This is a genomic window from Helicobacter rodentium ATCC 700285, assembly GCF_000687535.1.
GTDB lineage: Bacteria > Campylobacterota > Campylobacteria > Campylobacterales > Helicobacteraceae > Helicobacter_D > Helicobacter_D rodentium.
Genome location: NZ_JHWC01000003.1, coordinates 59,779 through 73,574, shown reverse-complemented (window position 1 = coordinate 73,574; position 13,796 = coordinate 59,779). Strand labels below are relative to the sequence as shown.

The following is a 13,796-nucleotide window of genomic DNA, read 5'->3' as shown; positions in this document are numbered from 1 at the left end:
TCCTTTCATTAAGGTAGTGTCTTGTCTTGCGCATATTCGCATTTATAAGATTCTAACATTCTCTCTTGTGTTTCTTGTTTGAAAAGGAATCGCAAGGATTCCACAATGCTATCCGCCTTAGGCGTGTTTGCAACAGCTTTTAGGTTAATCGTCAAATCGTGCAAAAAGGTATTGAAAGCGTTGTGCAGAGTTTTTTCAATATTTTTTTCATACTCTTTTGGCAAATAACCTTTTAGGATTCCTTTGTTTAGCTCTTTTAAAGCAGCGTCTTTTGCAAGGGCTCGGATTGTTTTAATGAGCGGTTCTACATTGAGACTTTGTTGCCAACTAAAAAACTCTTGCGTTGCTCTCCCTACGATTCCATAAGCGATTTTTGCTTGTTCCTCTCGTAAGGCTAGGTTTTTGCGCACAATGTCTTCTAAGTCATCTACGGCGTAAATTTGGATTTTTTCGCATTTTTCCATAATTGCACATTCAATATCGCGCGGCACAGCTAAATCAAACCAATAACGATTCCAATCTTTTGCCTCTACCATATCAGAAGTGATAATCGTATGCGGTGCGCCTGTGGCACTAAAAATAAGAGGAATCTCGTTGATATAAGTGCTAAGGTCTTTGAAGCTCTCTGCGCGGATTTTAGCATTTGGATTAGCAGAGAGAATGGTGTCGCAAACCTTTTGTGCATTTTGGATTTCACGGTTAATGATTAAAACTTCACAATTTGCATTGATTAAGTGTTTTGCGCAAATTTCACTCATTTCTCCCGCACCAATGACAAGTGCGAATTGATTTTTCAAATCCCCTAGAATCTCTTTTGCTTGTGCCACGGCAGTGCTTGCCACCGAGACAGAATTTTGAGAAATGCTTGTGGAGTTACGCACACTTGCCGCACAGCGAAACGCATAATGAATTGCGCGGGAGAGATGCAAACCACAACAGCCCAACTCATAAGAGAATTTAAACGCGCTTTTAAGTTGCCCTGAAATTTGGGTTTCTCCTACAACCAAGCTATCTAGGGAGCTTGCTACGCTAAAGAGATGATGAATCGCACTTAAATTGTCATAGCTGTCCGCACATTTTTGGAGCTTTTCTAAAGGAATTTTGGAATAATTACTCAATTTGTCTAGCAAAAATTCCTCTGCCTTTTCGGTGTTTAGGGTGTTTAATATAAATTCAATGCGGTTACAAGTGGAGAGAATCACTGCTTCGGTAATGAATTTGTTATCCACCAAATCCTCCAAAAACTCCTTTGTTACAGGATTTTTAATATCCAAGCTTAAGGCTTCACGCATTGCAATATCAGTATTTTTGTGTGAATAGCTTAAAATGTAGTAATCCATTAGTTTCCTTAAAAGTCGCGTTCAATCATTTCGCGCATAATTTGTATAAGTTTATCACAAGATTGATTAGCAATCGCTTCAATGCCTATTTTTCCTAGATGTTTCGCGACATCAACACTTTTTGTAATGGCTCCACTCTTTTTTAACTGCTCTAAGATCCACGCTTGTTCTGCCGCGTCAATTTCTTTTTTAAAGGCGTTTTCTAATCTCTCTTTCTCTTTTGCAGACAAGAGACTATGTAGATACAAATAAGGCAGGGTCGTCTTGCCCTCTTTAAAATCACTCAAAGCAGGTTTTCCTAAAGTTTTAGAATCCGATACAATATCTAGCACATCGTCAATGATTTGGAATGCGATTCCAAGATTGCGCCCATAGAGGCGGAATCCTTGCGCTTCCTCTGCGCTTTTACCCGCTAGAAATGCTGCGGAATACGCAGTGGCTTCAATGAGTGCTGCGGTTTTGTGTTCTATCATACTTAGATATTTTGCTTCCTCTGCATTAAAGGCGCAAGAAAGCTCCACATCCTCCATTTCACCAATGGCAAGAGTGGTAACCGCATTTGCCACAATGCGTGGAATCGTAGGATATTTCTCATAAAAGCTTGTCAGCTCACTAAAGGCTTTGGAATACAAGACGTCACCAAGCATAATGGCATTTTTATCGCCAAAAAGCGCATTGATAGAGGGTTTAGAACGTCTTGTTGTCGCCTCGTCAATCACATCATCGTGCAAGAGGGAAGCACTTTGAATCATCTCTAATATAGCACACAAACGCACACATTCCTCACTCTCTCCCGCAATGCTTAATGCAAGTTTAGAGCGGAGCATTTTGCCTTGTTGCAAATGCGCACTTAAATGCAATACAAGGGGTGATTCCAATTCCTTTAAAAATTCTCGAATCTTTGCTTCAATATGTGTTAAAGCCACCATTTGGCACTTTCCTTTCGTCAATGATATTAAAATCTCTATTGCCTTGATAAAGATAATATTTCAAAGTTGCAACTTTTTTGGTGCGGTGATAATCCTTGAAACACAGCATAAAAAAGGGTTCTTCGCTATAATATTTTTGTTCTGGTTTTAGCAGAGGGACTTTATAGCACCTGCGCTGATAGTCTTGGTAAAGAATAAATTGATGCGGAAAAGAATCGTAATTTAAGTGCATTACCAAGCCCTCATTTTTAAGCAGCGTCCAACGAAAAAATAATGTTTTAGCAGCCTCTCTTGCTTGTAGAGTTAAAAGATAAAATTCATCTTTGTTTAACTCAATGAACTTTTCTGCTTTCCAAACAGGAGGCGCAAAGAGATTTGTAACTCCCAAAATGATGCTAAAAAACACAACAAAAAGGTTTTTACTCATTTTGGGAGAGAATCTCTTGCATTGAAATAATGGCTAAATCCTGCGCTTTGTGGTGAATTTCATCGGAGCTTTCTTCACTGCTTTGGAGATAGCGAAGCTCCTCTTCCCACATTTCGCCCAAACGCTTTTCCAACAAAACCTCCATTGCCGCTTGACGCTCTAGCATTTTTAATAATTCCTTACTCGCTAATCCGCGTGAAGCGTGAAAAATAATCTCCACCCATTTATCTTGTGGCAAACCTTCTAAAATATGTTCCATTTAATGTCCTTTATTGTTTAATCTTGCTAAAACTGCATTTTGGTGTGCGTCTAATCCCTCTGTATGCGCTAGGATTCCACATTCTTGCCCCATTTGCGCGATTCCTTGTTTGCTAAAGGCAATAATAGAGGATTTTTTCATAAAATGCTCTGTGGAGAGGGGCGAGAAAAACTTCGCACTTCCACCTGTTGGCAGGGTGTGATTAGGTCCTGCGATATAATCTCCAATGGGTTCTGGCGTGTTTTCGCCAATAAAAATTGCACCCGCGTGTTGAATGTGTGGCAGAATCTCTAAGGGATTTTCCACCAAAACTTCTAAATGTTCGGGCGCAATTTGATTCATCAACAAAATTGCTTCTTGTATGTCTTTTGCAACAATAATCGCCCCGCGCTCGTTAATGGATTTGGACGCGATTTCTTGACGCGGCAGTGTTGGCAATAATGTATCAATCCGCTTTGCTACCGCATTTCCGAAGTTTTCATTGGTGGTGATGAGAATAGAACTTGCCATTTCATCGTGTTCGGCTTGTGAGAGCAAATCCCACGCGACATAATCCACATTACCTTCCCCACTATGCAAGATTCCAATCTCACTAGGTCCTGCAATCATATCAATATTCACTTCCCCAAACACAAGCTTTTTAGCAGTGGCAACATAAATATTTCCCGGTCCTGTAATCACATCTACTTTTTTAATATGATTTTCCACACCAAAAGCAAGTGCGCCAATCGCGCTTGCTCCACCGATTTTATAGGCTTCTTTAATGCCACAAAGGTGCATAGTGGCAAGCAATAAAGGGTTAGGTTCATTGTGCGGAGTGGGTGTGCAAACCACGATTTCTTGCACTCCTGCAACAAGTGCTGGAATCGCATTCATCAAAAGGGAGCTAGGATAAGCCGCCTTGCCCCCGGGAATATACAATCCTGCCCTCTCCATAGGTGTAACTTTCTGTCCTAGAATATTGCCATTTTCCTCAAAGTCTAGCCAAGTTTTGGGCTTTTGCTTTGCGTGAAACGCATAAATGCGGTTAAATGCGAGTTGCAAGGAATCTTTCAAAGAAGCTTCTAGGGCTTCATAGGCTTTTTGCATTTGTGTTTGCGTGATGATTAAATCCTTAAATTCCTTAGGATTCCAAGCATCAAACTGCGTAACCTGCGCAATCACTGCTTCACTTCCTCGCGTTTTAATCGCCCCCAATAATTCTTTCACTCTATTTTCCACATTAGCTATATCCATAGCTCCGCGTTTAAGTATTTTTTTGAACTCGGTATTGAAATTTGAATCTTTCTTATTCAATAAAGCAATCATTTTTAAAACTCCTTTAATTCCTTATAAGAGTTTGACATTCTAGCTTTTTATGTTTAATTTTATTTTAATTGCAAAATCTTTACAGACAAGATTTCATACCATAAAATTGCCATAAAAACTTTACAAACTTTTTTGTAAGGATAAAATCTAAACCTCTTCGCCTTTGCGAGGGCAAAACCCAAAACAATCTATAACCAAACATAATGGCTTTAGGCTAATTTTGCATAAAACTTTGTTAAAATAGCGTGAAATTTTCATAAAGGCATAGAATGCAAGATTCTAAAATGCGAACGATTTTACAAAAATCCAAAGTCATTGCAGTGCTTGGGCTTTCTCCCGATTCCAATAAGCCAAGCTTTAAAGTAGCAAAGTTTTTACAAGAGAGGGGTTATAAGATTCTACCCATTTATCCCAAAGGCGGCACGATTCTAGGCGTGAATGCCTATACGAGCCTACAAGAAGCCTTTGAAGCGGAAGAGAGAATTGATATTTTAAATGTTTTTCGCAAGAGTGAGGCACTCTTTGGAATCGCACAGGAAGTTTTAATGCTAAAAAACCCACCCCAATGCGTGTGGGTGCAATTAGGCTTAGAAAGCGCACAGGCAAAGGAAACATTAGAGGGTGCAGGGATAGCGTATGTGGAAAATTTATGTATTAAATTGGAATATGAGAGGTTGTTTTGATGATTCCGCTTTCTAAAATTATGGACGCTAAAGCGCGATTAGAGGGAATCGTGCAGAATACCAAACTAGCCTTTGCGCCTAAACTTAGTCAGATTTGTGGGGCAAAAGTCTATGTCAAGCAAGAAAACTTGCAAAATACAGGTTCTTTTAAGTTGCGCGGTGCTTTTAATAAAATCTCTTCTTTGAGTGAGGAGGAACGCGCTTGTGGCGTGATTGCGTCAAGTGCAGGGAATCACGCACAAGGGGTTGCATATAGCGCGAAGCATTATGGAATCAAAGGTGTGATTGTAATGCCCGAAGCTACGCCATTGCTTAAAGTAATGGGCGTAAAGGAGCTTGGGGCAGAGGCGATTTTAAAGGGCAACAATTACGATGAAGCCTATGCCTATGCGCTAGAATATGCAAAAACACATAATTTGCAATTCATTCACCCCTTTGCCGATGAGGAAGTGATTGCGGGGCAAGGCACGGTCGCGCTAGAGATGATTGAGGCGCAAAGCCATTTGACAACCATTGTCGTGCCAATCGGCGGTGGCGGACTTATTTCTGGAATCGCAGCAGCGTATAAGCAAATGTTGCCAAGTGTGCGGATTATCGGCGTTGTTGCGGAGGGTGCGCCCGGAATGTATCATTCTTACCATAAAAAAGAAATCCAAAGTACCGATTCTGTGCGCACAATCGCCGATGGAATCGCAGTGCGCGATGTGAATCCTAAAAACTTTGAATACATTTTAGAATCCGTTGATGAAGTCGTAATGGTAGATGATGAGGAGATTGCAAATGCGGTGCTTTACCTGCTAGAGAATCAAAAGCTTGTCGTGGAGGGTGCTGGGGCTAGTGTTGTTGCAGCGGTGTTGCACCATAAATTTACCTTGCAAAAGGACGAATCTTTGGGGCTTGTGTTAAGCGGAGGAAATATTGATGTAACAATGCTTGGAAACATCATTGAGCGGGGGCTTGTGCGCTCTCATCGCAAAATGCAAATTTCTGTAACCTTGATAGATAAGCCCGGAAGCTTACAAAAATTAAGCGATTTACTCTCCAATCTTGGCGCAAACATTGTCAAGATTGACTTTGATAGGACTTCTACTTCTCTTGCCTTTGGAGATGCAAATATTGTCATTATGCTTGAAACAAAGGGCAAAGAACACCAAGAATCCATTAGGACGCAATTAAAAAACCAAGGCTATGTTTTTGTAGAAATTTAAGGAATCTTGCAACAAATGGAAACGCGCAACTATTTTTGGCTTTTTGCTTTGCTTATCTTAAGCAGTTGTGCGCTTTTGTGGCTCTCTAGCACACTAAGTATTAGCTACGATGAGGCGCAGAGTTTTTTTAATGCGCAAGATTTTGGAGGATTTGCAAGCCGTTTAAGTGTGCAACTTTTTGGGCAAAACGATTTTGCGTTACGATTGCCCTTTTTGCTCTTGCATCTTTGCAATACTCTGTTAATGTTTTATCTTGCAAAAGGATTCTTGAAGCGCGATACAGACGCATTGTTTTGCGCATTGCTTTTTTGCTTATTGCCCGGCGTCAATGCGGTTGCATTGCTTGTTACTAATGGCGGAATCGTCATCGCACTCACTTTAATTCTGTGTCTTTGGGTGCAAAAATACAATGCGATTCCTTATTGGCTACTGCTTGTAATGGCACTCATAGATAAAAGCTTTGCATTGGTGTTTGTGGCACTCATTTTTTATGGAATCGCAAACAAAAACACAAGGCTCATTGTGTTGTCTTTGCTGCTTTTCGCGCTCAATATGTATGTGTATGGGCTTGAGATTGGCGGACGCCCAAGCGGGTATTTTTTGGATAGCAATGGGCATTTATTGTTGATTTTTTCCCCTCTTTTGTATTTATATTTTCTCTATACGCTTTATCGCTATTTTAATGCAAAAGCAAAGCCACTAATGTGGTATATTACAAGTGTTTCATTAGGGTTTATTTGGCTGCTTTCCTTGCGACAAAGGGTGCAAATGGAGACTTTTGCGCCTTTGCTCATTGTTGGGATTCCGCTAATGGTAAGCTTGTATTTCTCTGGATTGCGTGTGCGTTTGCCGCAATTTCGTGCGCGTTATACGATTCCATTCTTGATGACTTTCTTGGTTTTGCTTATTTTGAGCGCAACACTCTTTTTATCCAAACCGCTTTTTGTGCTTTTTCCTAACGCAAACGAGCATTTTGCTGCACGGCATTTTATCGCAAAAGAAATTGCGCAAGAGCTTAAAAATAGGGGGTTTTACAGAGTAAAAACAGAGAAAAAAATGCAGGAGCGACTAAGATTTTATGGAATCGCAAGAGGAGGGGTGCAATTATCTAGCATAAAAAAAGCTAATGCGCAATCTTTTTCCATTGAATATTATGGTAAAAACATCACAACTTATTACCTTTATGAATAAACAATCCGCCTTTAGTCTCTTAGAGATTCTGCTTGTTTTGGGGATTTTTGGCGTATTTGCCACCATAGGCTTTGTATGGTTTCCAGATTCCAAACTGCATTTAGCACAGAATCAAATCCTAGCGCATTTAAATTACACGCGTTTCTTAGCCTTAAGTAGCTCCAAGCATATTACACAAGCCGCATTTTGTCAAAGCGATAACTGCGAGGCAGAGAGGGAGCGGTGGAGCGAATCTCTATGGAGATTGCAATTTTCCCTTTTGCAAGATGTGGGCTATGCGTATTATATTTTTAGCGATTCTGCACGCGCTGTTAGCACAAAACATTTTGACGATAGACCAAGAGATGCGCGAGAAATTGCCCTTGACCCCTTAGATGGCAAATACCTTAATAGCTATAATTACGACAATTCTAAATTTGCTAATGCGCTAAGAGCGGGGGATTTAGCAATCACAAAGCGGTATGGAATCCTAGAAGTGAAAATGAGTGGAGGTTGTGGCGAGAGTGAGGGAGGGAGAATCTTGTTTGATGAGTTGGGATTCTTGCGTTGTAAAAAGCCCTACGAACAGGTGGTTGCACCTAGCGGAATGGTGCGCTTGGAATTAAAAGGTAGTAGTGGCAAAAGTGTAGGAATTTGCATTTTAGAAAGCGGAATTGTTAAAAAATGCTGAAAAATATTGTAGTTTTCTCTTTTGTGCTATTATGGATTGCCACGAAAACCTGCGGTTTTCTCGCAATGACGAGAGATAAAGCGTAAGGACAAAGTGGGCTTTTTGTCATTGCGAGGAGCAACGCGACAAAGCAATCTATAATGTGGAATGAACCAAAAAGCTAACCACTTTGTCATTGCGAGATTCTGCGTTAGCGGAATCGTGGCAATCTATAACTTTAAATTACTTAAAAGATTCCATTGCCCTATTTTCCTAAAGTTCTATATTATGGATTGCTTCACTTCATTCGCAATGACAAACTATTGTTTATGCTAAAAATAATAAAATTATTAAATATTATGGACTGATAGGACAAATTGTGTTACAATTTAAAATTATTTTTAAGGCGCGATTTTTGAAAGCCATTGATAAGAAAACCCTAGCAAAAAAGCATTTTGGACAAAATTTCTTACAAGATGAAAATGTTTTAAATGCGATTATCCAATCCATTCCCAAATGGAATCAAGCAATGGAGATTGTAGAAATTGGGGCTGGCTTAGGTGATCTAACAAATAAGCTACTAAGCTTAGGGAATATCACTGCTTATGAGGTAGATAAGGATTTGATTCCTTATTTGCAAGAGCGTTTGCAAAGCGCATTAGAATGCGGGAGTTTGAGCCTTGAAATAGGCGATGTATTAGAGATTTGGAAGGGCGAGAGTTTGCGTAGAAAAGATTATTTTCTTGTGTCAAACTTGCCTTATTATATCGCAACCAAGATTGTGATAAAAACCATCAAAGACCCGCTTTCTTGTGGCTGTGTCGTGATGACGCAAAAGGAAGTTGCGCAGAAATTTTGCGCACAATGTGGAGAAAGTGATTTTAGCGCGTTAAGTGTGTTAGCGCAAAGCGTAGGAGAGGCAACACTGCTCTTTGATGTGCCGCCTAGTGCCTTTGCGCCACCGCCTAAAGTTACTTCTTCGGTGTTTTTGCTACAAAAAATAGCGAATCCACCAAGTTTTAAGGATTTAGAACATTTAGAATCCCTCTTGAAAATCGCCTTTTGTGCGCCTAGAAAAACGATTCTAAACAATCTAAGCAAAGCCTATCCAAAACAAGCCATTATGGACGCTTTGGAATCCTTACAAATTGCGCCTAGCAAACGACCTCACGAGATTGATACGCCAAATTATCACCGACTTTTGAAAATTTTATAAAAGGCGGAAGTTATGGAAGAAAACAAAACAAATGAAAACCCAAATCGGGAAGAATTCACAAAAAGAAACCAAGAAAACCACCAAACAAATAGGAGAGAAAAGGGGGAGGCTAGAGAGAATCGCGAACCCAATAGACGCCGATTCAAGCCACGCAAAACAGAGGAAACAGGGGAGACAGAAAAGCCAAGAAATCCAAGACCGCAGAATCGCAACCGACACAATCCGCGATTCAAGAAACAAGAGGGTGAAAATGCGGGTGAGACAACAAGAGAGAAGCCAAAACACAACAAGAGTTATGGTAACAAAGACTTAAACACCTCCAATATGGAGTTGCGTAAGGCAGTAGAGCTGAACGCAAAAATCCACGAAAGCACCTTGACTTTACATTCACAAGTGGAAGTCAATCCCAATGGGAGAGTGCGTATCACGCCTTTAGGTGGTTTGGGAGAGATTGGCGGCAATATGACCGTGATTGAGACGCAAAATTCTGCAATCCTCATTGATGCGGGAATGAGTTTTCCTGATGAGAGTATGCACGGGGTGGATATTCTAGTGCCAGACTTTAGTTATCTTGAAGCAATCAAGGATAAAATCGCCGGAATTATCATCACACACGCTCACGAAGACCATATCGGCGCAATGCCTTATTTATTTAAAAAATACCAATTTCCCATTTATGGCACTCCCTTGCCTTTAGGGCTGATTGGTTCTAAGTTTGATGAACACGGGCTTAAAAAATTCCGCTCTCTCTTCCGCGCAGTAGAGAAGCGCAAACCCATAAGAATTGGTGAATTTGAAATTGAATGGATACATATCACGCATTCTATCGTGGATTCTAGTGCGTTGGCGATTAAAACAGAAGCGGGATTGATTTTTCACACAGGAGATTTCAAGATTGACCACACTCCTATTGATGGCTATCCGACAGATTTAAACAGAATCGCATATTATGGGGAACAAGGCGTGTTGCTGTTGCTTAGCGATTCTACAAACTCACATAAAAGTGGCTACACACCCAGCGAAGCAAGTGTGGGACCCGCTTTTGATTTGCTTTTCTCCCGCGCAAAAGGGCGCGTGATTATGAGTACATTTAGCTCCAATATTCATCGCGTGTATCAAGCGATTGACCACGGCATTAAATATGGGCGCAAAGTCTCGGTAATTGGGCGTTCAATGGAGAAAAACTTAGAGATTGCGAGAACTTTGGGCTATATTGATTTGCCACAAAATATTTTTATTGAAGCGCACGAGGTGGCAAAATATGCCGATGAGGAGGTGTTAATTGTTACCACAGGTTCGCAGGGTGAGACGATGAGCGCACTCTATCGTATGGCAACAGATGAACACCGCCATATCAAGATTAAGCCTAGCGATACGATTATTTTGTCGGCTAAAGCGATTCCGGGCAATGAGGGTTCTGTCTCTAATATCCTAAATTTTCTTAACAAGGCGGGAGCGAAAGTTTATTATCAAGATTTTAGCGAGATTCATACGAGCGGACACGCGGCGCAAGAGGAGCAAAAGCTTATGCTACGCCTCGTGAAGCCAAAATTCTTTTTGCCGGTGCATGGAGAGTATAACCACATTTTAAAACACAAAGAAACTGCGATGAGCTGTGGTGTGGAGGAGCGCAATATTTATCTTATGGAAGATGGCGACCAAATGGAGATTGCACACAATTACTTGCGCAAGGTGCGCAGTGTCAAGACAGGCAAAACCTATATTGACAACCAAGTGAATGCTACGATTGCTAATGATGTGATTTTAGATAGGCAAAATCTAGCAGAAAATGGAATCTTGATTGTGTATTTGGAGCTAAGCAAGGCAAAAGCTTCTCTGCTTTCTAAGCCACGCATTCAGAGTATGGGCATTATCGCAAACAAAGACACAATGGCGTTTAACAAAGAGATTGAAGAGTTTTTCAGTCTTTTTGTGAAAAATTGCAAAACAGAGCTATACAATAGCCAAAAAGCTATGGAGAATGAAATCAGAAACGCACTTAGGAAGTTGATGTTTAAGAAAACCAAGCGGTATCCGACTATTATTCCTATGGTGAGTTTAAGCTAAAGCTTGGATTCTACTTGAATGCGCTTTTAAATATGGGGGGGGGGGGCAAGAGGTTAAAGAAATTCTATTGGGTCTATATCAATCTCACAAGAAAAAGAACGCAAAGACAATAACGCTAAATGCAGATTTTTCGCGCTCTTGGAGCGCAACATTATTACATATCGCCACTTGTTTGCGATGCGTGGAATCGGTGCGATTCCGCTCCCAACAATTTCTACTTCCAAAGATTGTATTTGCACTTGTAGAATCCCTAAAGCTTTTTTATAAATTTCTTGCGCTTGTTTTTCGTTGCCGTGAGCAAAATGCACGAGGGCTAGACGCATAAAAGGTGGATACAAATGCTCACGCACCATTAATTCTTCTTCTAAAAACTCCTTATAATCCTCCAAATAATGTTGAAAAAACTCTTGATGTAAAGTCTGAACTAGCACTTTGCCATTTTCTTTGCGCCCACTTCTGCCAGATAATTGAAACATTAATGACAAAGCTTTTTCTCTAGCCCTATAATCACTGCCCTTTAAAAGATAATCCAAGCCCAAAATTACACTTAAATTCACATTATGGTAATCGTGTCCTTTGGAAAGCATTTGAGTGCCAACCAAAATATCAATTTTATGTTGATTAAATTCCTCCAATGTGCTTTTAAGCTTGTGTTGTGTTGTGATGGAATCTCTATCAAAGCATACAATTCTGCTCGTAGGCAAAAACTCTCTTAGAGATTCTGCAAACTCTTGCGTTCCCATACGCAAACTTTGCAACTCTCCTCCACATTGGGGACAACAACTTGGAATTGCTTGTGCAAAATGACAATAATGACACTTTAAGCTTGAATCTTTTTTATGCAAACTTAAACTAACACTGCAATTAGGACACTCTATGCTAAACCCACATTGAGAACAAAGCAAATGTTTAAAATTCGCGCGCGTGGGCAAAAATACAATGGCTTGTTTGGAATCATAAAGGTTTTTCTCCAACGCACTAAGCACACTAGAATCCAACATATCATTGCTTGAAGAGAAAAAATAGCTTTTTTGCGTTTGGAAATGTGTGCCTTGAAGTCGGAAAATTGCCTTTTGCTCTTTAGCTCTCAAATAAGTTGTTGCAAGAGGAGTTGCACTGCCCAATACGATTCTTATATTTGCAAGTTTTGCAAGATATAATGCTACATCGCGTACGTGGTAGCGAGGAGAAGAATTAGATTTATACGCGTCATCGTGTTCTTCATCTACAATAATCAGATCCAAACCCGCTAAAGGCAAAAAAAGAGCCGAACGCGCACCGGCTAAGATTCTAATCTTACCCTCTTTTAAATCCTGCAAAATCTGTTTTTTAGCTTTACTTGCAACCTTAGAATGCCAAAACGCAAGACATTCTCCAAAAACAGCCTTTAAACGCTTCTCCATTTGCGGTGTTAATGAAATTTCTGGCATTAAAAAAAGTGCGTTTTTGCCTTTGCTTAAAGCTTCATTTAGCAAATGAATATAAATCTCTGTTTTGCCACTCCCTGTATCACCAAAAAGCAAAGAATTTTGACGAGCATTAATAAACTCTAAGGCTTGTTGCTGATTTTTACTCAAAGGCTTTAGATTAAAAGTCAAGCTTGAAAATTGCTTGGTATAATCTCTGGCAAAAGGGGTAAAAAGACTAATGCTAAGAGAATAAGGAGCGCAATAATAACTTGCAATAAATTCCGCCACTTGACATTGCAAAGGGGAAAATTGGAATCCCAAAGGCAAAGATTCCTCACAAGTAAATTTTGGCTCTTCACATTCCTTTAGCACTACGCCTTGCACCTGCTTTTTGCGCAATGGAATCTCTACTAATTCGCCAACTTTCAAGGATTCCTTACTTACATAAGTAAGCAATGGAGCCTTTCGCTTTAAAACAACAATATGATAATAAAAAGAGGAATTATGCAAGATTAATTGGAATTGGTTTGGGTTGAGATATTCTGCGCTAACGGCATATGCTCTTCGCTATCACTTGAGGATTCTGCATATTTTTCTTGGGCATTATTTGCACTTGTTAAATTAAAATTAACTTTTTGATTTGCTTCTACAATCGTGCTTTTAAGCACATTGTTAATCTCTGAATATTCTAAGAATGTGCGGAGAAGGTCGCGAGGATTAATATTGTTGGATTCATCCACTAAAGAACTTAGTGCTTCTAAAGTTGCGCTTGAAATCTCGCTTGTTGGAATGTCATAATATCGCCCCATAATGCAAACGCGAAAAATATCATTCATTAGCGTCCAAGAACATTTTGAATTTTGTCAAGCACATTTTCTAGCTCACGCTCTTTTGCGCTAATTTCATCATAAAGTGAGCTAATCTCACTATTTTTAGCTTCGTTTTCCGCTTTTAACAAAACAATTTGCTGACGCAAGGACTGGTTTTCATCTCTTTGTTTTTGCAATTCCTCTATCAATGCATCAATGCTTTCTAAAAGTTTGCTTGAGATATTTTTAGCTTCTTCCATAACAATATTTCCTCACATGTTAAATATTAGGCTTTAATTTT

At 39.9% G+C, this 13,796-nt stretch carries 15 protein-coding genes; 6 read left to right on the top strand and 9 right to left on the bottom strand.

The features are described from left to right. Window positions 1-8: 8 nt before the first annotated feature. Genes hemA through hisD form a run of 5 tightly spaced genes read right to left on the bottom strand, consistent with a single transcriptional unit; the run spans window position 9 to window position 4,263 of the window. Window positions 9-1,340, bottom strand: coding sequence for a glutamyl-tRNA reductase (gene hemA, locus BS85_RS0102970; protein WP_026943497.1), 1,332 nt, complete (start codon window positions 1,338-1,340; stop codon window positions 9-11). Window positions 1,341-1,348: 8 nt separating this feature from the next. Next, window positions 1,349-2,269 carry a polyprenyl synthetase family protein gene (locus BS85_RS0102965; protein ID WP_026943496.1) on the bottom strand — a complete coding sequence of 307 codons (921 nt, stop codon included), beginning with the start codon at window positions 2,267-2,269 and terminating at the stop codon, window positions 1,349-1,351. Continuing rightward, window positions 2,247-2,696, bottom strand: a complete 450-nt coding sequence (locus BS85_RS0102960; RefSeq protein WP_026943495.1) for a hypothetical protein — start codon at window positions 2,694-2,696, stop codon at window positions 2,247-2,249. The genes BS85_RS0102965 and BS85_RS0102960 overlap by 23 nt, the downstream gene beginning before the upstream one ends. Next, window positions 2,689-2,955 carry a DUF2018 family protein gene (locus BS85_RS0102955; RefSeq protein WP_026943494.1) on the bottom strand — a complete coding sequence of 89 codons (267 nt, stop codon included), beginning with the start codon at window positions 2,953-2,955 and terminating at the stop codon, window positions 2,689-2,691. The genes BS85_RS0102960 and BS85_RS0102955 overlap by 8 nt, the downstream gene beginning before the upstream one ends. Next, window positions 2,956-4,263 (bottom strand): histidinol dehydrogenase, encoded by a 1,308-nt coding sequence (hisD, locus tag BS85_RS0102950; RefSeq protein ID WP_034551047.1) that lies wholly within the window; start codon window positions 4,261-4,263, stop codon window positions 2,956-2,958. Between the two features lie 269 nt (window positions 4,264-4,532). On the opposite strand from hisD, the gene BS85_RS0102945 reads away from it, so the two are divergent. Genes BS85_RS0102945 through BS85_RS0102930 form a run of 4 tightly spaced genes read left to right on the top strand, consistent with a single transcriptional unit; the run spans window position 4,533 to window position 8,015 of the window. After that, window positions 4,533-4,946, top strand: coding sequence for a CoA-binding protein (locus BS85_RS0102945; protein ID WP_026943492.1), 414 nt, complete (start codon window positions 4,533-4,535; stop codon window positions 4,944-4,946). After that, on the top strand, window positions 4,946-6,154 hold the full coding sequence (gene ilvA, locus BS85_RS0102940; RefSeq protein ID WP_026943491.1) for a threonine ammonia-lyase: 1,209 nt from the start codon (window positions 4,946-4,948) through the stop codon (window positions 6,152-6,154). Before BS85_RS0102945 ends, ilvA begins: the two co-directional genes overlap by 1 nt. 15 nt (window positions 6,155-6,169) lie before the next feature. Further along, on the top strand, window positions 6,170-7,345 hold the full coding sequence (locus BS85_RS0102935; RefSeq protein ID WP_026943490.1) for a hypothetical protein: 1,176 nt from the start codon (window positions 6,170-6,172) through the stop codon (window positions 7,343-7,345). Further along, complete coding sequence (locus BS85_RS0102930; protein WP_034551093.1) at window positions 7,308-8,015, top strand: pilus assembly FimT family protein; 708 nt, start codon at window positions 7,308-7,310, stop codon at window positions 8,013-8,015. The genes BS85_RS0102935 and BS85_RS0102930 overlap by 38 nt, the downstream gene beginning before the upstream one ends. Before the next feature lie 29 nt (window positions 8,016-8,044). Here the strand turns inward: BS85_RS0102930 and BS85_RS11220 are convergent, their stop codons facing one another. Next, entirely contained in the window at window positions 8,045-8,191 is a 147-nt protein-coding gene (locus tag BS85_RS11220) for a hypothetical protein (protein ID WP_156938018.1), read from the bottom strand. A gap of 182 nt (window positions 8,192-8,373) precedes the next feature. Between BS85_RS11220 and rsmA the strand changes: the two genes are divergently transcribed. Further along, the gene (gene rsmA / locus BS85_RS0102925) at window positions 8,374-9,210 is read left to right on the top strand and encodes a 16S rRNA (adenine(1518)-N(6)/adenine(1519)-N(6))-dimethyltransferase RsmA (RefSeq protein WP_245596273.1); all 837 of its coding nucleotides are present in this window, start codon (window positions 8,374-8,376) and stop codon (window positions 9,208-9,210) included. Window positions 9,211-9,222: 12 nt separating this feature from the next. Next, window positions 9,223-11,277 (top strand): ribonuclease J, encoded by a 2,055-nt coding sequence (locus BS85_RS10165; protein ID WP_034551046.1) that lies wholly within the window; start codon window positions 9,223-9,225, stop codon window positions 11,275-11,277. 53 nt (window positions 11,278-11,330) lie between these two features. On the opposite strand, the gene BS85_RS0102915 is transcribed toward BS85_RS10165, so the two are convergent. Genes BS85_RS0102915 through BS85_RS0102905 form a run of 3 tightly spaced genes read right to left on the bottom strand, consistent with a single transcriptional unit; the run spans window position 11,331 to window position 13,755 of the window. Continuing rightward, window positions 11,331-13,196 carry a primosomal protein N' gene (locus BS85_RS0102915; protein ID WP_034551045.1) on the bottom strand — a complete coding sequence of 622 codons (1,866 nt, stop codon included), beginning with the start codon at window positions 13,194-13,196 and terminating at the stop codon, window positions 11,331-11,333. A 2-nt stretch (window positions 13,197-13,198) separates the two neighbouring features. After that, window positions 13,199-13,522: a hypothetical protein gene (locus BS85_RS11805; RefSeq protein WP_211246893.1), complete on the bottom strand. Its 324-nt coding sequence runs from the start codon at window positions 13,520-13,522 to the stop codon at window positions 13,199-13,201. Beyond that, window positions 13,522-13,755 carry a hypothetical protein gene (locus tag BS85_RS0102905; protein ID WP_026943486.1) on the bottom strand — a complete coding sequence of 78 codons (234 nt, stop codon included), beginning with the start codon at window positions 13,753-13,755 and terminating at the stop codon, window positions 13,522-13,524. The genes BS85_RS11805 and BS85_RS0102905 overlap by 1 nt, the downstream gene beginning before the upstream one ends. Window positions 13,756-13,796: the final 41 nt, after the last annotated feature.